The sequence below is a fragment of the Salinihabitans flavidus genome (assembly GCF_900110425.1).
GTDB lineage: Bacteria > Pseudomonadota > Alphaproteobacteria > Rhodobacterales > Rhodobacteraceae > Salinihabitans > Salinihabitans flavidus.
Map to the genome: position 1 here is coordinate 1 of NZ_FODS01000016.1, position 23,394 is coordinate 23,394.

The following is a 23,394-nucleotide window of genomic DNA, read 5'->3' on the forward strand; positions in this document are numbered from 1 at the left end:
CGCATGTTCGCAATGACGATCAGACGCCGACAGCGGACCCGGAGAAGTTCGCGCGGCTGATGGAGGGGCTGAAGACGCATTGCCCCGGCATGATCATTCAGCTGTCCACGGGCGGGCGCACCGGGGCGGGCAAGACGCGGGGCGGGATGCTTGCGCTGCGCCCTGACATGGCGTCGCTTTCGGTCGGATCGAACAATTTTCCAACGCGCGTGTATGAAAATCCCCCCGACCTGGTGGATTGGCTCGCCGCTGAAATGCGCAAACACGAGGTGACGCCCGAGGTCGAAGCCTTCGATCTGAGCCACATTCTTCAGGCCATCCGCATGCATGGCGAAGGCGCGCTTTTCGGCAGGCTCTACGTGCAGTTCGTGATGGGGGTGAAGAACGCCATGCCCGCGGATCGCGACGTGTTCGACTTCTATGTGCGGATGATGCGCGAGCGTGCGCCAGAGGCGGAATGGTGCGCGGCCGGAATCGGTGCCAACCAGATCGTGGTGAACGAATGGGCGATTGCCGCGGGTGGTCATACGCGCACCGGGCTGGAGGACAACGTGCGCCTTGATCGCGACACGCTCGCGCCCTCCAACGCGGCGCTGGTGCAACGGGCGGCGGCGCTTTGCGAGACATACGAACGCCCGGTGGCCAGTCCCGCGCAGGCGCGCGAGATACTGGGTTTCGCCCACACCTAACCAAATCGCCAGAAGACCGCATGAGGATGGAGAGTAATGAAAAAAACCTTTGCATTGTGCCGTCAGATTGTGAAACAAATGTTTTATGAATGCGAGAACCAGAACAAACGACGCGATCATGTCTGAGCCTGCCAAGGTCACAGACACGTCGTTCGACGCCGTTTTGATCGGTGGAGGGCATAACGCGTTGGTGACAGCGGGATATCTCGCGCGCGCCGGGTTGAAGGTTGCAGTGGTTGAGGCGCGGTCCGTCGTTGGTGGTGCTTGCGTGACCGAGGAGTTCTGGCCGGGATTCAGAAACTCGTCGTGCTCCTATCTTGTCGGGCTTCTGGCGCCCGAGGTGATCCGGGATCTGGAACTGACGCGTCACGGGCTGCGCATCCTGGAGCGCGATGGTGGGGTCATGTCGGCTCTGCCCGACGGTGAGGCGCTGGAGTTGACCGCAGACCCACATGCCACCCGTCGCAGCATCGAGCGGTTCAGCCTGGAGGATGCGAACGAATTCGAACATCTCAGCGCAGATCTGGACGTGATCTCGGATACGGTGCGTCGGCTGGTGCGTGTCATCCCGCCTGAAATCGACGCGGGATTGTCGGGGGTCCCGGCGACCCTTCGCACGGCGCGCGCTCTTCGGGGGCTTCCGCGACGGCTGCGCCCACTTTTGAGTGAACTCATGCTGAACAGCCTTGGCGGTTTCCTTGACGCGCGCTTCGAAAGCGATGCGTTCAAGGGGCTATTCGGGGTAAAGGGCCTTGTCGGGAACATGGTATCCACCCAGATGAGCGGGTCGGCCTACGTGCTGCTGCACCATGTCTTCGGCGAGGTCAATGGCAAGCGCGGCAAATGGGGTCAACCCGTAGGTGGGATGGGCGCGATCACCCAGGCCATGCGCAACTATCTGGAAAGCCGTGGCGGCGCCGTTCTGACGGGGTGCGCGGTGAAGGAGGTCCTGGTTGCCAAGGGCCGCGCAGGAGGTGTGATGCTCTCGGATGGCACGCACCTTGACGCGCGCCTCGTTGTTTCGGGCGTGACGCCCAAGATCCTTTTCGAACGCCTGCTCGACCCGAATTGGGTGCCTGACGAGGTCGCCCGCCGGATCCGCGGCTGGCGCTGCCGGTCGGGCACCTTTCGCATGAATGTCGCCATATCCGAGCTGCCCGATTTTGTCGCGCGTCCCGGAACGGAATTGCAGCGGCACCACAGCGGTACGGTCTATGTCGCTCCCTCGCTCGAGTATCTCGATGCGGCACACGACGACGCCCGGCACAGAGGGTATGCGCGCAAGCCCATCGTCTCGGTGATGATCCCGACCGCGCTCGATGACACGCTGGCGCCGACGGGAACGCACATTGCGTCTCTCTTCTGCCAGCACTTCAACAACGACCTGCCGGAGGGTGAAAGCTGGGACACCCTGCGCGAGCCGGCTGCCGAGCGGGTGATCGACACGGTCAACGAGGTGGCGCCCAACTTCCGCCGCTCGATCATCGGCTACAAGGCCCTGTCGCCGCTGGATCTCGAACGCGACTATGGCCTGACCGGCGGAGACATCTTTCACGGTGAGATGCATCTCGACCAGCTTTTCTCGATGCGCCCCGGGCCGGGCATGGCCGGACACCGGACACCGGTGAAGGGGCTGTATCAATGCGCGTCCGGTACGCATCCCGGCGGCGGCGTGACGGGCCTGCCGGGAATGAATGCCGCACGGGTGATCCTGAACGATCTGAGATGGCGGCGTGTTGGATGATGCGGAAGGACAGAGGATAGATCATGGCCGAGAGTCTGACGAACAGGAGTCAACCGGCGCTGGAAGTGCGGGGGTTGGAAATGAGTTTCGGCGATCTCAAGGTGCTGCGCGGCATCGACCTGACGGCCGGGCGCGGCGACGTGGTTTCGATCATCGGCGCGTCGGGGTCGGGCAAGTCGACCTTCCTGCGCTGCATCAATCTGCTGGAACGCCCGAGTGCGGGCACCATCAGCGTCGCGGGCGAGGAGATCAGGTTGCGAAAGTCGCGCGATGGCGGGCTGGAAGCGGTCGACCGGCGCCAGCTCCAGCGAATCCGCTCCGAACTCGGTATGGTCTTTCAGAATTTCAACCTGTGGTCGCATTTCACCATTTTGCGAAATCTGACAGAGGGACCGCAACGAGTGGAAGGAGTCAGCTTCGCCGAAGCGCGCGATCGCGCCGAAGGGCTACTCGAAAAGGTGGGGCTTGCGGACAAGCGCGATGCCTATCCCGCCCAACTGTCGGGTGGGCAGCAGCAGCGCGCCGCCATCGCACGAGCCCTGGCCATGGAGCCGCAGGCACTTCTGTTCGATGAACCGACCTCGGCTCTCGATCCGGAACTCGTCAGTGAGGTTCTGCGTGTCATGCAGATGCTGGCCGAAGAGGGGCGTACGATGATCGTCGTCACCCATGAAATGCGCTTCGCGCGCGACGTCTCAGACAAGGTCATGTTCTTTCATCAGGGCCTTGTCGAAGAGGAGGGGTCGCCTGAAAAGGTGTTCGATACCCCCGACTCGGAGAGGTGCCGCCAGTTTCTTTCCAGAACCTGACGGTGCCAAGACAACGACAGACCAAAGTCCAAACAAGGAGGGAACCACATGAAACTCAAGATTCTTGCTGCCGCTGCTCTGGCCTCGGTGCTGGGTCAGGCCGCACAGGCCGACCCGATACGCATCGCCACCGAGGGGGCCTATCCCCCGTTCAACTACGTCGACGAGTCCGGCGAACTTAAAGGCTTCGATGTCGATATCGCCAAGGCGCTCTGCGAAGAGATGGATGCCGAATGCGAGATTATCTCGCAGGCGTGGGATGGCATGATCCCCGGTCTCCGGGCCGGAAAATACGATGCCATCGTCGCGTCCATGTCCATCACGGAGAAGCGCAAGAACGCGGTGAATTTCACCCGGCCCTATTACCAGGCGGGCGCGATTCTGGTTGGTCCCGAGGGAAGCGATATCGCGCTCGACCCCGAGAAGCTGAACGGCAAGACAATCGGCGTTCAGCGGGCCACGACCTATGCCAACCTGATGCGTGAGAAGTATCCCGAGGCCGAGATCAAGCTCTACGATACCGTCGAGAACCACAACCTCGATCTCAAGTCGGAGCGCCTCGATGGCGTGGTGGCGCAGCGTGTTTTCATGCACAACTGGCTGGAGGAAGAGGGCAACGACGGCTTCGAATTCAAGGGCGATCCCGTGCTTGACGAGGACTACATCGGGGAAGGCGCGGGCATCGCGGTCGACAAGAGCAACCCCGAACTGCTCGAACGGTTGGACACAGCGCTGGCCGCGATCCTGGAAAACGGCACCTACGACGAGCTGAATTCCAAGTATTTCCCGTTCTCCATCCGAAAGGATTGAGGACTGGCAGAAACGGAAGGCGCCGGTCGGCTCAGATGGCCGGCGCCGCAACTCGGGTAGCGAACAGTGTTTGATCTTGACGGCTTTGGCCCCATGCTGCTGCAGGGCACCTTCATAACGATCCAGTTGGCGCTCCTGTCGCTGGTGCTGGGCCTTGTCTTCGGCCTTCTGGGCGCGGCGATGAAGCTTTCCCCGGCGTGGCCGTTGCGATTGATCGCCGGGTTCTATACGGCGGTGCTTCGCGGGGTGCCCGAGCTTGTCGTGATCCTCTTCGTTTATTTCGGCGGCGTCCTCATCGTGAATGCGGTTGCCAGTACGTTCGGCTATGATCGGTATATCGACGTCTCGGCTTTCGCCGCCGGTGTGACGGCGCTGTCACTTACCTTCGGGGCCTACGCGACCGAGATATTTCGTGGTGCCGTCATGGCGGTGCCAAAGGGGCAGATCGAGGCGGCACGTGCCTGCGGCATGTCTCCGGCCACCATCGGGATTCGCATCCTGCTGCCGCAGGTCTGGCGCTTCGCGCTGCCCGGGCTCGGTAATACCTTTCTCATCATCCTGAAGGAAACAGCGCTGGTTTCCGTCATCGGCCTGGATGAGCTGATGCGCAAGACCGAGATAGCGGTCGGGTACACCAAGAAGCCCTTCACCTTTTTCCTGGCCGCCGCCTTCATCTACCTGGCTCTGACGGTTGTGGTAATGGCCGCGCAGCGCGGCCTTGAAGCGCGCGCCAACCGCGGCGTCGCCGGGAGGGCAAGGGCATGAATGTCGAGTTGATGATCGAGAGCTTGCCGGCTCTGCTGTCCGGCCTCGTTGTTACGTTCCAATTGGTCGCGGCGGCACTGGTGGTCGGATTCGTGATCGCGCTTCCGACGGCTCTGGCGCGGATCAGCCGTCTTGCGATCCTGCGGGGGCTGGCTCTGGGCTATGCCTTTTTCTTTCGAGGCACGCCCCTTCTGGTTCAGATCTTCCTGATCTACTATGGTTTTGCGCAGTCCGAGGCGCTTCGCGACAGCATTCTCTGGCCGATTTTGCGCGAACCCTACTGGTGCGCGCTCATCGCCTTTTCCCTCAACACCGGCGCCTATTCTGCCGAGGTGTTTCGGGGTGGAATTCAGTCCGTTCCGCACGGTCAGGTGGAGGCGGCGCGTGCCATCGGAATGTCACCCGCGAGCGTCTTCCGGCGCATCGTCTGGCCTCAGGCCCTGCGGCAGGCGCTGCCGGCCTATGGCAACGAGATAATCCTTCTTGTGAAGGCAAGCTCGCTGGCATCAACAGTCACGCTGATGGACATCACCGGCGTCGCCCGCACGCTGGCGGCGGAAACCTACATGCCAATCGAGATGTTCACCGCTGCTGCGGCAATTTACCTGGCACTGACCTATAGCATGTCCTGGGGTATCGTCCTGCTTGAGCGCAGGTTGACACCGAAGGAGTCGCGGGTGTGAAACCGAATCCAGCGGAACGAGGGCGGCCGCGTATCGCTATCGGTTGCGTTCTGCACGAGACAAACAGCTTCAACCGCCGCCTCACGGGTCTCGCGGATTTTGCCTCGCGCTATCTGTTTGAAGGAAGCGCGCCGACCGATCTCGCCGGGACCAACACCGAGATCGCGGGTTTCCTCGACGCGGCTGAGGCGCATGGCTGGGAGGCTGTGCCACTTCTGGCCGCCTCCTGCGCGCCCTCGGGCCCCCTCGCCGCAGGCGCGTGGGAGGATCTGCGCGGCCGCCTTCACGGGGCGCTGGCCGAGGCAGGGCGCCTGGATGGTGTCCTCTTCGCCCTGCACGGGGCCATGCAGACCCAAACCACGCTTGACGCGGATGGTGAGCTACTGGCGCAGTTGCGCGAAACGGTGGGAGATGTCCCCGTCATCGCCACCCTCGACATGCACGCCAATGTCTCGCCCCGCATGGCATCGTTGGCCGACGCGGTCACGGCCTACCGCAGCTATCCCCACATTGACCAGCGCGCCACCGGGCTTCGTGCAGGGGTGTTGCTGGCCGAGCAGATCCGCGATCGCAGACCGCGTTGCGTCGCCCTTGCGCAGCCCCCTCTCCTCGACAGCGCGGCCCATGGGCGGACGAATCCGCCGGGACCGATGAACGCTCTTCTGGAAGAGGCGGAGAGGGCCGGGGACGAGAGGGGCATCGATACGGTGAGCCTGCAAATCGGATTCCCGTGGGGCGATTGCATGGAGACCGGACCGAGCGTGACCGTTACAGGAACGGATGCGGTGCGGGCGCAGCGCATCGCCGACAGTTTCGCTGCCCGCCTCGCCGGGCTTACCGAAAGCGTGGACCTCGATTTCCCCGATGCCCGGACGGCCGTCGCCGAGGCGCTCGCGGCCCCCGGGGGGCGACCAGTCGTGCTGGCGGATTTCGCCGACAATCCTTCGGCCGGTGCCTATGGAGATTCCCCCAATCTGTTGCGCGCCCTCTGCGCCGCTGGCGCGTCCGACACTGTTTTCGCCACGCTCTGCGATCCTGAAACTGTCGCCCGCGCCCGCAAACTGGGAGCAGGGGGGTGCGGTGAGTTCCACCTCGGTGGGCGCTGGACCCCCGAGTTGACGCCGCCCCTTTCGGTCAAGGCTCGAGTGGAGCGTCTGTCCGACGGTCACTTCACCTGCGAAGGGCCGATGTGGACGGGCAGCAAGCAGTCGCTTGGAGATTCGGTGCTACTGTCCATTGGCGGCACCGGTGGTATTCGCGTTGTCGTCACCAGCCGGGCCGTCGCCGTGACCGACCGCAACCTGCTGCGCCTTTTCGGTATCGACCCGTCCCGGCCCCGAATCCTTGCCCTGAAGAGTCGCAATCACTGCCGCGCCGCTTTCGGCCCGATCGCCAGCGGCGTGATTCTCACCGATGCCGGCGGCATCGCCTCCATGCGACTGCGGGATCTGCCCTACACCCATGTCCGTCGGCCTATCTGGCCGTTGGACCCTTTCGCCACGACGACCTGAGACCCCGTATGACCGACCGCAAGAATGTCCGCCCCACTGCCGAGTTGCAGGCTGCCGATCTGGCCCATCACCTGCATCCTTTCACCGACCACACGGAATTGGCAGGGGAGGGTGGCCCGCGCATCATCACCCATGGTGAGGGAGTGTGGCTGTGGGACAGCGAGGGCCGACGGCTGCTCGATGGCATGGCGGGGCTATGGTGCGTCAACATCGGCTATGGGCGCCCCGAGCTGGGCGAAGTTGCCCGCAGACAGATGGATCGGCTCGCCTACTACAATACTTTCTTCAAGACATCGCACGAACCCGTGGTGGAATTGTCCGAGCGCCTGGCGGGATTGCTGCCCGACGGTCTTGACCATGTTTTCTTCGCCAATTCCGGTTCAGAAGCCAACGACACCGCAGTGCGGCTGGTGCGAAACTACTGGGCCCGGCACGGTCAGCCCGAGCGGCATGTTATCATAAGCCGGCGGCACGCCTATCACGGCTCGACGATCCTCGCGGCCAGCCTCGGCGGAATGGCTAGCATGCACGACATTCCGGGGATTCCGGTCCCGGGCATCGTCCACGCCGAACCGCCCTATTCTTGGGAGGCCGGGGCGGATCTCGATGATCCCGAATTCGGCGCCCGGGCGGCGGACGCGGTCGAGGAGGCGATCCTCCGAGCCGGGGCGGATTCGGTCGCGGCCTTCATTGGCGAACCTGTCATGGGCGCGGGCGGCGTGATCGTACCGCCACCGGGATACTGGAAGCGGGTGCAGGAGATCTGCGACCGCTACGGGATTCTTCTGATCTGCGACGAAGTGATCTGCGGTTTTGGCCGGATGGGCGAATGGTTCGGTGCACAGAGTTACGCCATCCGGCCCGACGTGATGACGATGGCCAAGGGCCTCTCCTCCGGCTATCAGCCGATTTCCGCTGTCGCGATCAATGCGCGGGTGGCAGAGCCGCTGCTGGATCGGGTTGGGCGGTTCCCACACGGGTTTACCTATTCCGGCCACCCGGTGGCAGCGGCGGTCGCCCTTGAAAACCTCGACATCATGGCACGCGAAAACCTGTTGGGGCATGTGCGCGTCACTGCCGCCCCGGCCTTGCAGACGGGTCTTGCCACGCTTCGCGATCATCCTTTGGTCGGCGAAGTTCGCGGGGCCGGCCTCGTGGCGGCTCTGGAACTGACCGCCGACAAGGCGAGCCGGCGACCCTTCGATCCGGCGGGATCGGTCGCCACGCGTGTGCGCGACCTGTGTTTCGAGCGTGGTCTGGTGACCCGCGCGGTCCGGGAAGGGCTGGTGTTCGCGCCGCCGCTCGTGATCTCGCAGGACGAGGTCGGCGAGCTCGTGACCATTCTGAAATCTTGCCTCGATGACGTCTGGGCTGCACTCTGACCGGAATGCCAATGGTTCTCTTCTGGCGGTCTTCACTCACTTGATTAAGAAGCCAAACAAATTTCGCCATTGCGTCTGGAGAACGCCGCCGGGGAGTTTCCACGACTTTTGAGATACAAGCTGGATTTCCCTCTGGACACGCGCCCGACCCTATCCTAGAACGCCGCAACCCGAGAGAGACCTCTCGCCCGTGCCCGGGTAGCTCAGGGGTAGAGCAGTGGATTGAAAATCCTCGTGTCGGTGGTTCGATTCCGCCCCCGGGCACCACTTTTACAAAACCAAAACAATGACTTACTATGATCTCGCTGCCGCGCGTCGGCGACCCGTTTTGCTGGGGGTACTATTTGGGTAGTAGCACGGTCGCCGAACAGCGGGGGGCCGATGCAGATCATGGAGCGGCTGAACGATGCGCGCCCGTCATCGGCGTTCCAGAACTCTTCATAACGCTTCTGAAACATGATCTCCCATGACGGGGTGACTCTGACTGTCGCGGCGCTGGCAGCGATGGTTATGCGTGGCCGCAGCGCCGAGGTCTACGCGGATCTTCATTATTTCTGGATGGATAACTCCGTGGCTTGCCGGTCCTATCCATCAATATTCGCCTGATGGGCTTGGACAGCCCATCACTTGCCGCACACCGTGAACAGAGAGCCGCGCGAGGAGATGCCGAGCTTCTGGTAGGCGCGAGTCCTGTAGGTGACGACGCTGGTGACCGCGACACCGAGATCGGCGGCGATGGCTTCGGCCTTCTTGCCAGACAGGATCCCCAGACAGACCGCCCGCTCCCGGTTCGACAAGACCGCCAGAGGTGCGGGGTAATTTTGTTCGGGTCGCGCCTCGAAGTGCAAGAGCGCGAGCCGCCCCATGATTGTCTCCAGAAAGCGTTGAGTCCCTGGGCTGTCTGAGCGCTGCCAGTAGAGATTTACGGCGAGCCTGAGCTTGGTGCCCGTCGCCAGTATCGCGGTCTTTCCCTGGAGCCCTGGTTGGTCATAAAAGCGCGTCCGATATGCCTCGGACATCTGCGCGGCGATCCGCTGGCTTTCGATCCGCTGCAAGGTGCCCGGAGGCATGGAAAGCATGAGCCCGAACAGCGGATCTTCCCGAAACCAACCGCGCAGATACTCCTCTCCGAGGCGCGCGCCGAGTGCCTTAGCGCGAAAGTTCCGCGAAAGCAGACAGGCCGCGGAGTCCGCAGTGTAGCTGAAGATCATGACCTGGGCGGCACCGGTTTGAAGGGCGAGGGTAACAAACGCCTCGGCCCAGCCATCATCGCCCAGCCGCGCAAGACAATCGTCGAGCGACACGAGGATGGCATCACTGTCGGGCGGTGCTGTCTTGTCCTCCATAATGTAGGACATATTCCAGGATGCAGCCGCGGTATAGACGCGGGTGTAGAAAAGAGGAGAGACCCCATGCGCCCCGCCGTCCGCGACGAGTTTGAATCACTGTATTTCGACTACCCTCATTTTGAGGCGCCGGACCGGCCCGCAGTCGAGCCGCTTCGCCCGGTGGCCGTCGTCGGCGCCGGCCCGGTGGGGATGATCGCGGCGCTGACGCTCGCGCATCACGGGGTGCGCAGTGTGCTGCTCGACGACAAGGCCACCTTCAATGACGGCAGCCGCGCAATCTGCATTTCGCGATCGAGCTATCATATTCTCGACAGCCTCGGGCTTACACAGCCTTGCCTGGAGAAATCCCTCGGCTGGACGACCGGGCGCAGCTTCTATCGGGGGCAGCAGATTCTCGAGTTTGCCATGCCCGATGGCCCGAACGAGAAATTTCGACCCATGTACAATCTGCAACAACAATACATCGAACAGTTTCTCTGGAACGCTGTCGCGGACTCCGATCTGATCGAGGCGCGCTGGCAGAGCAAGGTGGTTGGCCTCGTGGACGATGGCAGCTCCGTGCGCCTCGCGATCACCGATCCTTCGGGCCGTTACGAACTGCCGGCGAAATGGGTGATCGCTGCGGATGGCGCCCGCAGTGCGATCCGCAAGTCCTGTGGTCTACGCCTGAAGGGGGAGAATTACGAAGGCCGCTATGTCATCGCCGATGTCCAGATGCGACACGATTTCCCGACCATCCGCCGCGCGCTGTTCGATCCGGCCTCAAGACCCGGCGGCACAGTGCTCATTCACCGTCAGCCGGATGATATCTGGCGGATCGACTATCAGCTTCGGGACGATGAAAGCGCCGAGGACGCGGTGCGGGAGGAGAATGTCCGCGCGGCGGTGTCGCGGGTTCTGCGCGACATTGACTACGACGGCGATTGGGATCTGGAATGGTGGAGTGTCTATTCCGCGAACACGCTGCTTCTGGATGATTACCGCAAGGGGCGGGTGTTTTTTGCCGGTGACAGCGCCCATATCGTGCCGATTTTCGGGGTCAGGGGGCTGAACAACGGGATCGCGGATGGTCACAATATCGGATGGAAACTGGCGGCCGTCCTGAAAGGGAGCGCCGAGGACGCTCTTCTCGACAGCTACACCCCGGAGCGGCGCGGCGCGACGCTGGACGTCTTCGCGAATGCCAGCAAGAGCACCCGTTTCATGACACCGCCCAGCCATGGATGGCGCGTCATGCGCGACGCCGCACTCTCGTTGGCGCTGACGCGTGAAAGTGCCGGGCGGCTGGCCAATCCGCGCCAGATGACGCCCTACACCTACGCTGACAGCCCGGCGACGGGGCCCGACGATCCCGGCATCTCCAGGGGCCCGGTCCCGGGCGCGATGCTCCAGGATGTCGCGCTCGACAGTGGCTTTCTGAGCGACCGCCTGGGCAGGGGGTTCACCCTGTTGGTGTTCGGCAATGGCCCCAAGCCAGAGAAGGCCGGCCTTGCGGTCGTCGCGCTGCCTGCCACGTGGGCGGCGGCGGATATATACGGCGCCGGAGATGGCACCGCCTATCTCATTCGCCCCGATCTGCATATTGCCGCGAGGTGGCGCCGGGCCACGGAAGAGGGGATACGCCAGTGCATGAACACGATCTTGGCACGCGAGGAGGAAATCGTATGAGACAGGACCATCTTGAAACCGTCTACGATGCGCTTGCCGAGGCCATCGACGCTGTTGGTCCGGCGCAAAGCGAAGTCTACCTCGCCAAGGTTGCGATTGCGCTTGCGGAAAGGCTTGGAAGCACGGCAAGCCTTGCCGCGATCGAGGAGTGCAAGACCGGCTTTGTTGATGCCGGGTCAGTGCGCAGGGATACATGATCCGGTCGGCTGTGAGAGGCGCGAGGTTGGCTCAATGAGGCAACACGCACCAGCTGTTCGCGGCACTTTGGCGCGGATGCGGCGGGCTGAATTGGGTGTCGGGCTGAGGCACCCCGCACATGGTCGTCAATGCAGGAGCGATCGCATGGAAATACTGCCTCTTGGCCTTTGGTTGGATCTTTTCGGGATGTTCATCATCGGGCTGAGCGGGGCGATACTGGCGGTTCGCCGCAACCTCGACGTCTTCGTTATCGCCGTGCCGCGGGCTCGGCAGCCCTGCTCGGTGGTTTGATCCGGGACATTGAGCTCGGGGCTACGCCGCCGGCGGTACTCCTGGACTGCTCATGCAATCCAGCTACCTCGCTGGCTTCACAAGATGAATCCCTCACGCGATTTGTGCAACAGAGCCCTTCCGGGAGTGTATGGCTCAGCAGGGGGGCGAAATGTCAGGCGGCCGCCCGCTGGGCCGGCCGCGTTTGCTGCGCTTGTGACGGGGCCGGCGCTTCTGGCACCTTGGCGACATCCGCAGCCTCGACCAACGCGGCGTGCAGCGCCGTGATGGCTCCGTCGCGGGAGTCGGAGGGCAGGACGAACTGCACATCGACATTGCGCGGCGTCTGATGCGCGGCGACAGGTTCGATCCCGGCCTCTTCCAACGCGCGCAGCCCCTGCGAGAGAACCCGCAGCCCTGACAGATCGCGCCCGATGGCCGAGACGATGGCTAGCGCCCGCACGTTGATCGTGGCGGAAGGATATTGCGCGGCCAGTTCGCGTTCCACCCGGCGCACCGATTTCAGCGACGCCTCGACGTAGTGCGTAATGGTGTTGGCATTCGAGGTCTTGGATACGATCCGAACGTTGTGGCGGCGCAGCGCCTCCAGAATGGCGGTGTCATAGCCTTTCACGCCGACCATGTCCTGTTCGAACACTTCCAGCGCCACGACGTTGAGCCCGGTGACGATCTCCACCCGCGGATCCTCTGCAGGGTTGTCGTCGATGAGTGTTCCCGGGTCGTCCGGTTCAAATGCGTTGGTTACACGTAGCGGCACATCTGCCTGACGCAGAGTTTTGGCCGCCTTCGGGTGGATCGCCTCCATTCCCATGTTTGAGAGCTGATCGGCCACGTCGTAGTTGGTGTGGCCCAGCTTGCGCACGGCATTCTCGCCCACGAGCTTGGGGTCGGCGGAAGATAGGTGGAATTCCTTGTGAATGATTGCCTCTGCCGCGCCGGTGAAGGCGGCGATATTGGCGAATGTCACCTCGGAATAGCCGCGGTCAAACTCGCGCATGAGCCCTTCGGAGCACTGCGCATAGCCGGTCACGATGGGCATTTCGGTGGCAAAATCCACGCCATCGAGTCCGTCGCGGATGCGCCCCATCAGGTCGTGCTCCGTTTCATCGCGCCAGCCGCTGAGATCGATGAAGCGGGCGTTCACGCCGGCACGTTGCAGCAACAGCGTCGTGACGAAGGCGGAATGTGCCTCCCCCAGACCCGAAAGCAATTCCCGGATCACGAGCATGTGGCTCGAAAGTCGGAAATGACCATAGGAGCAGAGCCGTTGCAGATCGAACAGACAGGAGCGCGCGCCTTCGATGCGTTCTCGCACAAACTCATCGGCCATCGACAGATCGCCGGGATGGTCGAGTACATCCTTGTGAGCGGCGGACATCGCGTCCCCAACGCGGGTCAGAGCGTCGAGCCAGCCATGATCGTTGTCGTCATTCGAAAACAACGCATATACCCCCGGCGAACCGGATTTCTTGTGTTCAAGCAGCAGGTCGGTGATGCCGCCAAAGGCCGAAACCACGAAAACGCGGCCATAGAGGTCGGATTTCTTGCGCGCGCCAATGAAGAGCGTGTCCACCAGTTCGCGCACGCGGCTCATGGATGTGCCGCCGATTTTTTCAACGGTATGTCTGGAAAATTCCAATCGGGCTTACCCGGCTGTCGGGCCGGGCCCTTCTGTTACTTCTGTTCAGCTATCGGATAGCGCGTAGGAGCCGTCTTCCTGATGGACTTCGTTGCCGGTGACCGGCGGGTTAAAGCAGCAGGCCATGACCAACTCTTCGTCGGCGCGCAATGTGTGGCGGTCGTGCTTGTCGAGCGCATACATCACGCCGGGTTTGATCTCATGCGTTTCGCCGGTGCCCAGATCGGTGATCGACCCCGTGCCCTGCATGCAGTAGACGCTTTCGAAGTGGTTCTTGTATTCGAACGTGTGCTCCGACCCGGCCTCAAGAAAGGTGATGTGGAAGGAAAACCCCATCCCGTCGTCGGCCAGCAGCATCCGCACGGAGGACCACTTTGCGTCGGAGACCACGCGCTCGGGTTCTTCGAGGGTGATCTTGTTGAAATCTCTGACGATCATGGTGTGTTACTCCGCTGCGTATCTGGTTGCCGTGGTCGCGTCGCGTGCCGCGTCGAGCATGATGTTCAGCCCCTTGCGGAAGAGGTCTTCCGGCGTGGTGAGGGGGGCGAGCACCTTGACCACCTGATCATTGGGGCCCGATGTCTCGATGATCAAGCCCTTCTTGAAGGCGCGGGCGCAGATTTCGCCGGCCAACTCACCCGAGCCGACATCGACGCCCTGCATCATGCCGCGGCCCTTGAGTTTTGCCCCCGGAACCATGTCTGCCAGGGCTTGCAGCGCCTCGGTCAGGATGTCGGCCTTTTTCTGCACGTCCTTTTGAAAGCTGTCGTCGGCCCAGAACTTCTCGATCGCGACTTTCGCGGTGACGAAGGCGTGGGTGTTGCCCCGGAAAGTGCCGTTGTGTTCGGCCGGGCCGAAGATGTCGTGTTCGGGCTTGGTCAGCATCAGCGCCATCGGCAGGCCGAAGCCGGAGACAGACTTGGCCATCGTCACGATGTCCGGCTTGATACCCATCTCCTCGAAGGAGAAGAAGCTGCCGGTGCGGCCGCAGCCGGCCTGAATGTCATCGACGATCAGCAGCGCGCCGTTTTCTTCTGCCAGTTCGGCCACGCGCTTCACCCATTCGGGGCTCGCGGCGTTGAGCCCGCCTTCGCCCTGAACGGTTTCAAGAATGATCGCGGCGGGGGCGTCCATACCGCTCGACTTGTCGCCGAGCATGGCCTCGAGGAATTGCGTGGTGTCGCAGCCCTCGCCCATGTAGCTGTCATAAGGCATGCGCGTGACGCCGCCCATCGTGGTGCCCGCGGCGCCGCGGTGATAGCTGTTGCCGGTCGCGGCGAGAGCGCCCAGCGTCACACCGTGAAAGCCGTTGGTGAATGCCACAATGTTGCTGCGGCCCGTCACCTTGCGCGCAAGTTTCATCGCCGCCTCGACGGCGTTGGCGCCGGTCGGGCCGGTGAACATCACGCGGTAGTCGAGATCGCGAGGCTTGAGGATATGCGTTTCGAACGCGTCGAGCAGATCGGCCTTCACATTGGTGTGCAGATCGAGCGCGTGGGCGAGGCCGTCGGAGGCCACATGCTCCATCAGCGCCTCTTTCATGTCCGGGTCGTTGTGACCGTAGTTCAGCGAGGAGCAGCCAGCGAGAAAGTCGATATAGCTACGACCATCGCTGTCGGACATTTCCGACCCCTTGGCGGAGGTGAAGACCTTTTCGAAGCCGCGGCAGTAGCTGCGGGCCTCCGATTCGCGGCGTTTGAAAATGGCAATTTCGGCTGACGTGTCAGTCGACATGGGATTTCCTTCCGGAATGGGAGTGTTAAGCACGGGCGGACGCTGCATGGCTCAGGCGGCCTTGCGCATCTTCTCTTCGCGCAGTGAGATTGTGACCATGTGCTCGGTCGCGTGCTGACCGCCGAAATGGTCATTGCGCTTGAAGTGCGGCTCATGGGTAAGCTCGCCGTCGTTCTTGTCGGCAAAGCGGCGAAACAGGGCCCAGGACGCCTCGTTGTCGAGCGTGATTGTGGTTTGCAGCGACTTGACGTCCTTGCATTCCGTGCGTTCCAGTAGATGTTGCAGCATCCGTGAGCCAAGCCCGAGGCCACGCGCCTGCTCAGACACTGCGACCTGCCAAACAAAGACCTTCTCGGCATCATCAGGCACCAGATAGGCGGAAATCCAACCCAGAATCTTTCCATCACGCTCCGCGATCACGCAGGTATCACGAAAGTGATCTGCCTGGAGCAGGTTGCAGTACATGGAATTCTCGTCGAGTGGCTTGCACGCCTGGATCAGATCCCAGATATCGGCGCCGTCCTCTGCAGTGGGTTTGCGCAGCACGGTGGTGCGATCAAGCGGGTTGTGGATTGCAAGTTTCATGCGACCAAGGGCCTCCTGTTGCTTCGGGTAGCTAAGTAAAACAACTAGAGGAAAATTTCAAGGGACTAAGCAATATTCTTCCCCGGTTTGCCAGAATCCGCCTATAGCCCTTGTTTTTCAGCCGCTTTTCATTTACTTAGGCTAACTGAAACGTTTAGCAAGCCAAGAAACAGAGGTGTCTGTTTGAGAATTGAACCTAACATCGGCCTCTGCCAACATACGCGGCATCCCGTGACAGGAGCCCGCATGGACCGCACCGATATCAGCCTGATCGCCCTGCGACGTATTTTACGCGCCACCGAACTGTTTGGAAAACAGCTTGCGCAGGCGGCAGGTCTGACGGCAGTTCAGTTCCGCGTGCTGCAACTTGTCGCGGAAAAGGGCACCTGCACCGCCAAGGAAATCTCGGTACGGATGCGGGTGTCGCAGGCCACTGTCACGTCGCTGGTGGACAAGCTGGTTCATCAGGGCATGGTGGAGCGGCAAAGATCGCAGACGGACCGCCGGCAGACCAATATCGTGCTGACGCCGAAAGGTCAGGCGACGATCGAGGATGCGCCTGATGCGCTGCAACAACGCTACGTGCGCAAGTTCGAGGCGCTGGAAGATTGGGAGCAGGCGATGCTCGTGGCCTCGCTGGAGAGGGTCGCGGCGATGCTGGACGCGGGAGAGCTCGACGCGGCGCCGGTGCTTGATATGGGCGATTTCCGCAAGCCGAGTTGACAGAATGTCATGCCACCGGCGTGGACGCCTGTGTTGCCGGCAGCGCGATGTCGGCCAACGTCGAGCGGTCCAGATCGGCCAGAAACGCCCGTTCCGCCGAACGAAGCCGCGCCTTCAGCCGGCAACATCCCTCGATCGTACAGGCGCCCGGAACCGGCCCGAAGCAGGCCACCAATGCCTGATCCTGTTCCAGAAGCCGCACGAGATCGCCCAGACCGATTTGTGCGGGCGGTCGGGCGAGCATTGCGCCACCGCCGCCGCCGCGCCGGGTGGTGACGATACCGCCCTGTGCCAGCCGCTGCATGATCTTGCTCAGGTGATGGCGCGACAAGTCGAATTCCTCGGACAATTCGGCGGTGGAGAATCCGCGCTCGGGTGCGCTGGCCATGCGCATGAGCGCGCGCAGCCCGTAATCGGTGAAGGAGGTAAGACGCATTTGGCAGCCTTTCGGTCGTAAATGGTATTTACAATACTTATTAGGTGAAATACTTCTGAAGGCCAACCCCTGTTCGTCGAGAGGCCGCATGTCCCACGCCGCACCACGCCCCCCGATCCCGCCGATTCGGACCGTGCGTCCTGAACAGACGTCCGATCTCATGGCGCGCACGGGGCTCAGCGAGCAGATGCTGCACGATCTGGTGCATGGTTTCTACGACAAGGTACGGCGCGACGCGATGCTGGGCCCGATCTTTGCCGAGCGGATCACCGACTGGGGGCCGCATCTGGCGAAGATGGTCGATTTCTGGTCCTCCGTTGCGCTGATGACCGGGCGCTATCATGGCGCACCTGTGCCGGCGCATGCGGGGCTTCCTGTGGAGTGGGCGCATTTCGAACGCTGGCTGGCGCTGTTTCGGCAAACCGCGCGTGAGCTTTGCCCGCCGGAGGGGGCGGCGCATCTGATCGCACGGGCCGAACGCATCGCCCGGTCGCTGCATATGGCGACGCGCGACGCCCGAGGCGGTGTTCCGGCGCTTTGACATGAGCCACAACGAGACGAGCAAGAGGGGCTATGCCTCCCCGCCCTGTCTGGCGGCGGAGGTGACGCCGGGGTATTTTGGACCGGGCGGGAGCGATCCCCAGCAGGCGGTGGATGTGGCGCGCTGGCGCAAGGCAGAACGGAAGCGGCTTCTGGATCATCGCAACGCGCAGTCGGTGGCGGGGCGCGGCCGCGTGGCGGAGGTGCTTGTCGCGCATCTGGACCAGCTTCTTTCCGATCGCTGCGGGGATGTGTCGGGCCGTGTGATTTCCGGCTACTGGCCGATCAAGGCGGAGCCGGATCTGCGGCCGTGGCTTGGCGCGCTGCATGCGCGCGGCGCGCGGATCGCCCTGCCGGTGGTGGAAAGGCGCGCCACGCCCCTTGTCTTTCGCGCATGGGCCCCGGGCGAAACGATGATACGGGGGCATTGGAACATCCCGGTGCCCGCACCCGAGGCGAAGGCGCTGGTGCCGGAGATTGTGCTTGCCCCGCTGGTCGGCTGGGACGATTCGGGGTATCGCCTCGGCTATGGCGGCGGGTATTTCGACCGCACGCTTGCGGTGCTCGATCCACGACCGCTTGTCATTGGCGTGGGCGTGCAGGCGGCGCGGCTTGCGACCATCTATCCTCAACCGCATGACATCCCGATGGCCGCGATTGTCACCGAGGCCGGGGTGCAGGTGGAGCCCGCCGCGTAGGGCTTGCAACGACAAACCATGAGTGCACGGGGCAATGGGGATTGTGTCATCCGTCCAGTTCCCACCGTGCCGCCCATGTCCGGTCAGTGTGCGCGCGTGGAGAAGGCGTCGCGGACGCGCCCAGTTCGTAAATCATAGGTGACGTTTCGCCGTATGCATACACTTCTGGTTGTGGCCGGGGGGCAATCGAGATAGTGTGTCAAAATTGCAAGTTGATGGGCAAGCGGCTTTGAATGAGTCGCTCAGATTCTTGCCAAAGCGCGAACGAGAAATGATGGCAGAAGAACATCGAACACGCAGGATTCTGGTCCTTGAGGATGATCCGAAGGTGGGCGCTCTTATCGTGGAGGGTCTTCGGGAGGATGGCTATGAGGTTGTGGCGACCGAAAACTGCAATGAAGCCAAGCGGGAGTTCGCATCCGCCGCGTTCGACCTGTTGATTATTGATGTGCTTGTTCCTGACGGCAACGGCATGGAGCTTGCTCTCGACATTCGCCGCGAATCCGACGTGGGTATCATCATCATTACCGGTCACGGTGATGAGACCGACAGAATCATCGGTCTCGAACTCGGGGCGGATGATTATATTTTGAAGCCGTTTCGGGTGCGTGAGTTGCGTGCGCGTGTTCGTGCGCTTCTGCGCCGGATGACTGTGGCGATGCCGAACCAGGATGAGGTCATCCGTGAAGAGCTTGAGTTCCACGGTTTCCTTCTGGACCCCCGGAGACGCAGAGTGATTGACCCGGCGGGCCAGACCGTGTCGCTGACCACGTTGGAGTTTGACCTGCTCAACGTTCTGGTGGAAAACCGGAACATGGTGATGACGCGAGATGAGATCTCACGGAGCATGCGCGGCGAACGGTCTCCGATCGACCATCGCAGCATTGATGGATTGATCAGTCGGATCAGGCGCAAACTGTTCGAGAATGGTCAGGGTCTGGAGGTCATCAAGACCATCCACGGACGCGGGTATATCCTGTCAGATTAGACGCTGGAGTCTTGCGGAAATTCTTCGTGATGCAATCACGAGAAATTTATACATCTTTAGAGAACTAGGCCACATTAGGACCGGATAAGGCGAGCAGGCTGATCTGAAGGCAATCAAGGAATACTTCAGCCATGAGCATTCAATTTTTCGCTCCGCGCTCCAGCACCGGCCAGCAGGTCCATCTGCCAAGAGAGTATCGTAGAAGTGTGCGCTGGCAGCCGCAGATCGGTGATATTTTTCCCGATTTCACCGTGCGCACGACCCGCGGAGATATCCGGTTCTGGGACTACGCAGAAGGGCATTGGACCCATCTGTTCAGCCACCCGGTTGCCTTTTCGCCGGTCTGCACCACCGAAATCGCTGCCTTTGCAGGTCTGCGCGACACCTTCGCGCGCCATGATATCCGCCATTTGACGCTAACCGGTTCCTCCGTCGAGGATCAGTTCGACTGGCATTGCGAGATGGAAGAAACTTTCGGCGTCACGATTGACTGGCCGTGTGCGGAGGACCCGTCGCTGGAGTTGTCTCGCTGCTTCGGAATGTTGCACCAGAAGGAAGCCGGCGATCATATGATCCGAAAATCCTTTGTGGTCGGGCCGGATCTGAAGATCCGCCTGATTTCGGAATATCCAATGTTCGTAGGACGTAATTCCGAAGAGGTCTTGCGCGTGATCCGTGCGATTCAGATGCACGAGTCGACCGGATTTGCGACACCCTCGGACTGGGAAGAGGGCGATTGCCTGATTGTGCCCGACACCGAGGTTGAGGCGCGGGCGCGCCGTGTTCCGGAGCTTCGGATTCTTGAAATTCTGCCCTACCTTCGCGTGGCCTGCTGCGCGCAGAGCGGATCGGTCAGAATGCCGGTGGGCCATGGCGTGCGTTGCGCCGATAACCTGTCGGACACCGGAGGGTGAGGCGCGGGCGGGACGAATCACCTCAACCCCTTGTTAATCCTGAAAAACCCATGTCGGTAAAACGTCGGTATTTTGTCGGTATCGCGTCGGTACCGTTTTTGTCGGACCCACCATTAACAGGGCGTTCGGTAAGGAATCGTCAAGAAATGGCCGTTGGCTGTGCGGGTCGTGGCGGTCAGAGCAGCACGAGCAGAACCACGGCGGTATAGAACAACAGGCTGGCGGTCAGCACGAACAGGTGCCAGATGGTATAGTGGAACGGCAAGCCTTCCCACAGGTAGAAGGCCACGCCGATGGTATAGAGGCCACCGCCCCCCGCCATGAGGGCAATGACATACCACGGCAATTCGGCAAAGATTGCCTGCCCCGCCACGACTCCGCCCCAGCCCATGCCGAGATAGAGCGCAAGCGTGAACCAGCGCCAGCGAGAAGGGGAAATCAGCTTCAGCCCCACCCCGAGCAGTGCCGTGCCCCATAGTCCGACTGTCAGCGCCGCGCCCTGTCCGGACAGAAGCGTAAAGGGCGTGAATGTGCCGGCGATCTTCAGATAGATGGCGGCGTGATCCAGCCGTCGAAGCAGCCAGCGCATCGGCCCGGTCTGGTTGAGATTGTAGAGCGCCGAGAAAAAGATCATCGCGGCAAGCGCCGCGCCATAGACGCTGACCGCAACTAGGGCCGGGGCGTCGCTGCGGATCTGTGTCGTCAGGATGATCAGCGCCGGAACCGCCAGCGCAATAAGCGCCATCCCCGTAATGTGAACGGCGGCATCAGAGACGGTTTCCGCGCGGCTGTAGGCCGAGCGTCGGGAGATGGAGAGGGGCATGAAAGTCCAATGGTTGCAGACATGCAAGATAACCCGCGTGTTGGCATGCGGCAAGATGCGATGACCTTCGGTCATGCGCCGGGGCGCGCCGGGTAGATGTGGAATGGTGTGCTGGTTTCCTTCCAAGGGCAGTGCGGCAAGCGCGCTGAAGCGCAGGTGGCTAAATATTCTCTATATTGAATGTATTTCGCGAGTGGCCTATATTGCTGTCAAACGGGGGCGGGAATGGTCCGGCCCGTGTGATCAAGGGAACGAGCAAATGACCATCGACCGTGCCGTTATGTGTTTTGCGGGCTTCATGATTCTTTTGAGCGTGGCGCTGACCGTCTGGGTGTCGCCGCTCTGGATGTGGCTGACTGTCTTTATCGGGGCCAACCTGATCCAGTCTTCCTTTACCGGGTTCTGCCCCGCCGCGACGATCTTCCGCAAGTTCGGCGTGAAGGGTGGCTGCGCCTTCGAATAGGTGCCGCGCCCGCCCGCCTGACAAAGGTGAGTTGGCAGGCGCCTCACGGTTCGGCGTGTCAGGTGCCCGGCATGACAAAAGCCCCACCATTGGCGGGGCTTTTACCGTGTCGTTTCAGCGTGAGAACTTCTTGTACTTGATCCGCTTGGGTTCGAGCGAGTCGGTGCCGAGGCGGCGTTTCTTGTCCTCTTCGTAATCCTCGAAGTTGCCCTGGAACCATTCGACATGTGCCTCGCCCTCGAAGGCGAGAATATGGGTGCAGATCCGGTCGAGGAAGAAGCGGTCGTGCGAGATGACCACCGCGCAGCCGGCGAAATCGACAAGCGCATCCTCGAGCGCGCGCAGCGTCTCCACATCCAGATCGTTGGTCGGCTCGTCGAGCAGGATGACGTTGCCGCCCTCTTTCAGAAGCCGCGCCATGTGGACGCGATTACGCTCCCCGCCTGACAGAAGCGAGAGTTTCTTCTGCTGATCGCCGCCCTTGAAGTTGAAGGCCGAGCAATAGGCGCGGGAGTTCATCTGCGCGTCGCCCAGTTGGATGACTTCGGAGCCGCCCGAGATCGCCTCCCACACGGTTTCATTGTCCTTCAGGTCATCGCGCGACTGATCGACATAGGCCAGTTTCACCGTGTCGCCATAGTCGATCGCGCCGGTGTCGGGGGCCTCCTGTCCGGTGAGCATCCGGAACAGCGTGGATTTGCCCGCGCCGTTGGGGCCGATCACGCCGACAATACCGCCGGGCGGCAGCGAGAACGACAGATCCTCGATCAGCAGCTTGTCGCCCATGTGCTTGGACAGGCCGTCCACGTCGATCACCTTCTGGCCAAGGCGCGGGCCGTTGGGAATGATGATCTGGGCGCGCGCCATCTTCTCGCGCTCCGACTGGTTGGCCAGTTCGTTGTAGCTGTTGATCCGGGCCTTCTGCTTGGCCTGCCGGGCCTTGGCGCCCTGCCGGATCCATTCCAGTTCCCGCTGTAGCGTCTTCTGTTTGGACTTGTCCTCGCGCGATTCCTGCTCCAGCCGCTTGGCTTTCTGTTCCAGCCATGCGGAATAATTGCCCTCGTAGGGGATGCCGCGGCCGCGGTCGAGTTCGAGAATCCAGCTTGTGATGTCGTCGAGGAAATAGCGGTCGTGGGTGACGATCAGGATCGTGCCCTTATACTCGATCAGATGCTGTTGCAGCCAAGCGATGGTTTCCGCGTCGAGGTGGTTGGTCGGCTCGTCGAGAAGCAGCATGTCGGGCGCGTCCAGCAGCAGCTTGCACAGCGCGACGCGGCGCTTTTCGCCGCCTGAGAGCGTGGCGACATCGGCGTCGTCGGGCGGGCAGCGCAGCGCCTCCAGCGCGACATCGATCTGGCTGTCGAGATCCCACAGGTTCTGGCTGTCGATCTCGTCCTGAAGCTCTGCCATCTCGTCGGCGGTCTCGTCGGAATAGTTCATCGCCAGTTCGTTGAAGCGGTCGAGTTTGGCCTTCTTTTCGGCCACGCCGAGCATCACGTTCTCACGCACGTTCAGGCTTCCGTCGAGTTCCGGCTCCTGCGGGAGATAGCCCACGCGCGCGCCGGTGGCGGCCCATGCCTCTCCGCTGTAGTCGGTGTCGATCCCGGCCATGATCCGCATGAGCGTGGATTTACCCGAGCCGTTGACCCCGACCACGCCGATCTTGACCCCCGGCAGGAAGTTCAGGTGGATGTCCTCGAAGCATTTCTTGCCGCCGGGATAGGTCTTCGAGACACCCTGCATGTGATAGACGTACTGGTATGAAGCCATGTCCGTTTGGTCCGCTCGCTCATGTGGAAATCCGGGTGTACCTATCGTGGATCGGATAGGGCTGCAAGCGGGCGCGCCGGGGGCGGCTATCGCACGCTTTTCATTGACATTTCCGACCCGCCGCGATGAATGTGGCCCGGTTTGAGGGAGCGCGCGTGTTCGATACTGTGCCATATGCCCGT

The 23,394-nt window shown here is 62.0% G+C and carries 25 protein-coding genes and 1 tRNA gene; 18 read left to right on the forward strand and 8 right to left on the reverse strand.

From position 1 onward, the window contains the following. From BMW66_RS12895 to BMW66_RS12935, 9 genes are all read left to right on the forward strand, one after another. Nucleotides 1-689: 3-oxoadipate:acetyl-CoA acetyltransferase (locus BMW66_RS12895; RefSeq protein ID WP_093119123.1), on the forward strand; the 689-nt coding region annotated here is incomplete at its 5' end. 118 nt (nucleotides 690-807) lie between these two features. Then, nucleotides 808-2,433: a phytoene desaturase family protein gene (locus tag BMW66_RS12900; protein WP_093119124.1), complete on the forward strand. Its 1,626-nt coding sequence runs from the start codon at nucleotides 808-810 to the stop codon at nucleotides 2,431-2,433. A gap of 23 nt (nucleotides 2,434-2,456) precedes the next feature. After that, nucleotides 2,457-3,242: an ABC transporter ATP-binding protein gene (locus BMW66_RS12905; RefSeq protein ID WP_093119125.1), complete on the forward strand. Its 786-nt coding sequence runs from the start codon at nucleotides 2,457-2,459 to the stop codon at nucleotides 3,240-3,242. A gap of 48 nt (nucleotides 3,243-3,290) precedes the next feature. Continuing rightward, a complete protein-coding gene (locus tag BMW66_RS12910) occupies nucleotides 3,291-4,052 on the forward strand; it encodes a transporter substrate-binding domain-containing protein (RefSeq protein ID WP_093119126.1) in 762 nt (253 codons plus the stop codon). A 93-nt stretch (nucleotides 4,053-4,145) separates the two neighbouring features. Then, complete coding sequence (locus BMW66_RS12915; protein ID WP_093119233.1) at nucleotides 4,146-4,817, forward strand: ABC transporter permease; 672 nt, start codon at nucleotides 4,146-4,148, stop codon at nucleotides 4,815-4,817. Continuing rightward, on the forward strand, nucleotides 4,814-5,500 hold the full coding sequence (locus tag BMW66_RS12920; RefSeq protein WP_093119127.1) for an ABC transporter permease: 687 nt from the start codon (nucleotides 4,814-4,816) through the stop codon (nucleotides 5,498-5,500). Before BMW66_RS12915 ends, BMW66_RS12920 begins: the two co-directional genes overlap by 4 nt. Continuing rightward, nucleotides 5,497-7,011 carry a M81 family metallopeptidase gene (locus BMW66_RS12925; protein WP_093119128.1) on the forward strand — a complete coding sequence of 505 codons (1,515 nt, stop codon included), beginning with the start codon at nucleotides 5,497-5,499 and terminating at the stop codon, nucleotides 7,009-7,011. Before BMW66_RS12920 ends, BMW66_RS12925 begins: the two co-directional genes overlap by 4 nt. A gap of 8 nt (nucleotides 7,012-7,019) precedes the next feature. Further along, a complete protein-coding gene (locus BMW66_RS12930) occupies nucleotides 7,020-8,393 on the forward strand; it encodes an aspartate aminotransferase family protein (protein ID WP_093119129.1) in 1,374 nt (457 codons plus the stop codon). Nucleotides 8,394-8,585: 192 nt separating this feature from the next. Beyond that, nucleotides 8,586-8,660 (forward strand) — tRNA-Phe (locus tag BMW66_RS12935). A 356-nt stretch (nucleotides 8,661-9,016) separates the two neighbouring features. Here BMW66_RS12935 and BMW66_RS12940 read toward each other — a convergent pair. Beyond that, entirely contained in the window at nucleotides 9,017-9,739 is a 723-nt protein-coding gene (locus BMW66_RS12940) for a helix-turn-helix transcriptional regulator (protein WP_175483243.1), read from the reverse strand. 66 nt (nucleotides 9,740-9,805) lie between these two features. Here BMW66_RS12940 and BMW66_RS12945 point away from each other — a divergent pair, with 66 nt between their 5' ends. The 3 genes from BMW66_RS12945 to BMW66_RS20055 all read left to right on the forward strand — a co-directional run bounded on the left by BMW66_RS12945 (nucleotide 9,806) and on the right by BMW66_RS20055 (nucleotide 11,899). Further along, nucleotides 9,806-11,410 carry an FAD-dependent monooxygenase gene (locus BMW66_RS12945; protein ID WP_093119131.1) on the forward strand — a complete coding sequence of 535 codons (1,605 nt, stop codon included), beginning with the start codon at nucleotides 9,806-9,808 and terminating at the stop codon, nucleotides 11,408-11,410. Then, a complete protein-coding gene (locus BMW66_RS12950; protein WP_093119132.1) occupies nucleotides 11,407-11,607 on the forward strand; it encodes a hypothetical protein in 201 nt (66 codons plus the stop codon). The genes BMW66_RS12945 and BMW66_RS12950 overlap by 4 nt, the downstream gene beginning before the upstream one ends. A gap of 145 nt (nucleotides 11,608-11,752) precedes the next feature. Beyond that, nucleotides 11,753-11,899 (forward strand): TRIC cation channel family protein, encoded by a 147-nt coding sequence (locus BMW66_RS20055; protein ID WP_139196179.1) that lies wholly within the window; start codon nucleotides 11,753-11,755, stop codon nucleotides 11,897-11,899. A gap of 154 nt (nucleotides 11,900-12,053) precedes the next feature. On the opposite strand, the gene BMW66_RS12955 is transcribed toward BMW66_RS20055, so the two are convergent. From BMW66_RS12955 to ectA, 4 genes are read right to left on the reverse strand one after another with little or no spacing between them, the layout of a single operon-like run. Then, complete coding sequence (locus BMW66_RS12955) at nucleotides 12,054-13,538, reverse strand: aspartate kinase (protein ID WP_093119133.1); 1,485 nt, start codon at nucleotides 13,536-13,538, stop codon at nucleotides 12,054-12,056. A gap of 45 nt (nucleotides 13,539-13,583) precedes the next feature. Then, nucleotides 13,584-13,976: an ectoine synthase gene (locus tag BMW66_RS12960; RefSeq protein WP_093119134.1), complete on the reverse strand. Its 393-nt coding sequence runs from the start codon at nucleotides 13,974-13,976 to the stop codon at nucleotides 13,584-13,586. 6 nt (nucleotides 13,977-13,982) lie between these two features. Further along, on the reverse strand, nucleotides 13,983-15,272 hold the full coding sequence (gene ectB / locus BMW66_RS12965) for a diaminobutyrate--2-oxoglutarate transaminase (RefSeq protein ID WP_093119135.1): 1,290 nt from the start codon (nucleotides 15,270-15,272) through the stop codon (nucleotides 13,983-13,985). Between the two features lie 51 nt (nucleotides 15,273-15,323). Next, nucleotides 15,324-15,857 (reverse strand): diaminobutyrate acetyltransferase, encoded by a 534-nt coding sequence (ectA, locus tag BMW66_RS12970; protein WP_093119136.1) that lies wholly within the window; start codon nucleotides 15,855-15,857, stop codon nucleotides 15,324-15,326. 246 nt (nucleotides 15,858-16,103) lie between these two features. On the opposite strand from ectA, the gene BMW66_RS12975 reads away from it, so the two are divergent. Continuing rightward, complete coding sequence (locus BMW66_RS12975) at nucleotides 16,104-16,580, forward strand: MarR family winged helix-turn-helix transcriptional regulator (protein WP_093119137.1); 477 nt, start codon at nucleotides 16,104-16,106, stop codon at nucleotides 16,578-16,580. Between the two features lie 7 nt (nucleotides 16,581-16,587). Here BMW66_RS12975 and BMW66_RS12980 read toward each other — a convergent pair whose 3' ends face one another. Further along, nucleotides 16,588-17,016, reverse strand: coding sequence for an Rrf2 family transcriptional regulator (locus BMW66_RS12980; protein ID WP_093119138.1), 429 nt, complete (start codon nucleotides 17,014-17,016; stop codon nucleotides 16,588-16,590). Nucleotides 17,017-17,176: 160 nt separating this feature from the next. Between BMW66_RS12980 and BMW66_RS12985 the strand changes: the two genes are divergently transcribed. The 4 genes from BMW66_RS12985 to BMW66_RS13000 all read left to right on the forward strand — a co-directional run bounded on the left by BMW66_RS12985 (nucleotide 17,177) and on the right by BMW66_RS13000 (nucleotide 20,156). Further along, complete coding sequence (locus tag BMW66_RS12985; protein ID WP_093119139.1) at nucleotides 17,177-17,557, forward strand: group III truncated hemoglobin; 381 nt, start codon at nucleotides 17,177-17,179, stop codon at nucleotides 17,555-17,557. A gap of 1 nt (nucleotide 17,558) precedes the next feature. After that, complete coding sequence (locus tag BMW66_RS12990; RefSeq protein ID WP_093119140.1) at nucleotides 17,559-18,254, forward strand: 5-formyltetrahydrofolate cyclo-ligase; 696 nt, start codon at nucleotides 17,559-17,561, stop codon at nucleotides 18,252-18,254. A 271-nt stretch (nucleotides 18,255-18,525) separates the two neighbouring features. Then, nucleotides 18,526-19,242, forward strand: a complete 717-nt coding sequence (locus BMW66_RS12995) for a response regulator transcription factor (protein ID WP_093119141.1) — start codon at nucleotides 18,526-18,528, stop codon at nucleotides 19,240-19,242. 131 nt (nucleotides 19,243-19,373) lie between these two features. Next, nucleotides 19,374-20,156: a redoxin domain-containing protein gene (locus tag BMW66_RS13000; RefSeq protein ID WP_093119142.1), complete on the forward strand. Its 783-nt coding sequence runs from the start codon at nucleotides 19,374-19,376 to the stop codon at nucleotides 20,154-20,156. Nucleotides 20,157-20,331: 175 nt separating this feature from the next. On the opposite strand, the gene trhA is transcribed toward BMW66_RS13000, so the two are convergent. Then, the gene (trhA, locus tag BMW66_RS13005) at nucleotides 20,332-20,979 is read right to left on the reverse strand and encodes a PAQR family membrane homeostasis protein TrhA (protein ID WP_093119234.1); all 648 of its coding nucleotides are present in this window, start codon (nucleotides 20,977-20,979) and stop codon (nucleotides 20,332-20,334) included. Between the two features lie 259 nt (nucleotides 20,980-21,238). Between trhA and BMW66_RS13010 the strand changes: the two genes are divergently transcribed. After that, nucleotides 21,239-21,442, forward strand: coding sequence for a YgaP family membrane protein (locus tag BMW66_RS13010; RefSeq protein ID WP_093119143.1), 204 nt, complete (start codon nucleotides 21,239-21,241; stop codon nucleotides 21,440-21,442). A gap of 114 nt (nucleotides 21,443-21,556) precedes the next feature. On the opposite strand, the gene ettA is transcribed toward BMW66_RS13010, so the two are convergent. After that, on the reverse strand, nucleotides 21,557-23,212 hold the full coding sequence (gene ettA, locus BMW66_RS13015) for an energy-dependent translational throttle protein EttA (RefSeq protein ID WP_093119144.1): 1,656 nt from the start codon (nucleotides 23,210-23,212) through the stop codon (nucleotides 21,557-21,559). Between the last annotated feature and the right edge of the window lie 182 nt (nucleotides 23,213-23,394).

Excerpts from the sequence above, each read along its gene's own strand:
- BMW66_RS12980 (WP_093119138.1), bottom strand. The coding sequence starts at position 17,016 with ATGCGTCTTACCTCCTTCACCGATTACGGGCTGCGCGCGCTCATGCGC.
- ectA (WP_093119136.1), bottom strand. The coding sequence starts at position 15,857 with ATGAAACTTGCAATCCACAACCCGCTTGATCGCACCACCGTGCTGCGC.
- ectB (WP_093119135.1), bottom strand. The coding sequence starts at position 15,272 with ATGTCGACTGACACGTCAGCCGAAATTGCCATTTTCAAACGCCGCGAA.
- BMW66_RS12975 (WP_093119137.1), top strand. The coding sequence starts at position 16,104 with ATGGACCGCACCGATATCAGCCTGATCGCCCTGCGACGTATTTTACGC.
- BMW66_RS12900 (WP_093119124.1), top strand. The coding sequence starts at position 808 with ATGTCTGAGCCTGCCAAGGTCACAGACACGTCGTTCGACGCCGTTTTG.
- BMW66_RS12960 (WP_093119134.1), bottom strand. The coding sequence starts at position 13,976 with ATGATCGTCAGAGATTTCAACAAGATCACCCTCGAAGAACCCGAGCGC.
- BMW66_RS13010 (WP_093119143.1), top strand. The coding sequence starts at position 21,239 with ATGACCATCGACCGTGCCGTTATGTGTTTTGCGGGCTTCATGATTCTT.
- BMW66_RS12985 (WP_093119139.1), top strand. The coding sequence starts at position 17,177 with ATGGCGCGCACGGGGCTCAGCGAGCAGATGCTGCACGATCTGGTGCAT.
- BMW66_RS12945 (WP_093119131.1), top strand. The coding sequence starts at position 9,806 with ATGCGCCCCGCCGTCCGCGACGAGTTTGAATCACTGTATTTCGACTAC.
- BMW66_RS20055 (WP_139196179.1), top strand. The coding sequence starts at position 11,753 with ATGGAAATACTGCCTCTTGGCCTTTGGTTGGATCTTTTCGGGATGTTC.
- BMW66_RS12995 (WP_093119141.1), top strand. The coding sequence starts at position 18,526 with ATGATGGCAGAAGAACATCGAACACGCAGGATTCTGGTCCTTGAGGAT.
- BMW66_RS12920 (WP_093119127.1), top strand. The coding sequence starts at position 4,814 with ATGAATGTCGAGTTGATGATCGAGAGCTTGCCGGCTCTGCTGTCCGGC.
- BMW66_RS12915 (WP_093119233.1), top strand. The coding sequence starts at position 4,146 with ATGCTGCTGCAGGGCACCTTCATAACGATCCAGTTGGCGCTCCTGTCG.
- BMW66_RS12910 (WP_093119126.1), top strand. The coding sequence starts at position 3,291 with ATGAAACTCAAGATTCTTGCTGCCGCTGCTCTGGCCTCGGTGCTGGGT.
- BMW66_RS12930 (WP_093119129.1), top strand. The coding sequence starts at position 7,020 with ATGACCGACCGCAAGAATGTCCGCCCCACTGCCGAGTTGCAGGCTGCC.
- ettA (WP_093119144.1), bottom strand. The coding sequence starts at position 23,212 with ATGGCTTCATACCAGTACGTCTATCACATGCAGGGTGTCTCGAAGACC.
- BMW66_RS12940 (WP_175483243.1), bottom strand. The coding sequence starts at position 9,739 with ATGGAGGACAAGACAGCACCGCCCGACAGTGATGCCATCCTCGTGTCG.
- BMW66_RS12950 (WP_093119132.1), top strand. The coding sequence starts at position 11,407 with ATGAGACAGGACCATCTTGAAACCGTCTACGATGCGCTTGCCGAGGCC.
- trhA (WP_093119234.1), bottom strand. The coding sequence starts at position 20,979 with ATGCCCCTCTCCATCTCCCGACGCTCGGCCTACAGCCGCGCGGAAACC.
- BMW66_RS12905 (WP_093119125.1), top strand. The coding sequence starts at position 2,457 with ATGGCCGAGAGTCTGACGAACAGGAGTCAACCGGCGCTGGAAGTGCGG.
- BMW66_RS13000 (WP_093119142.1), top strand. The coding sequence starts at position 19,374 with ATGAGCATTCAATTTTTCGCTCCGCGCTCCAGCACCGGCCAGCAGGTC.
- BMW66_RS12990 (WP_093119140.1), top strand. The coding sequence starts at position 17,559 with ATGAGCCACAACGAGACGAGCAAGAGGGGCTATGCCTCCCCGCCCTGT.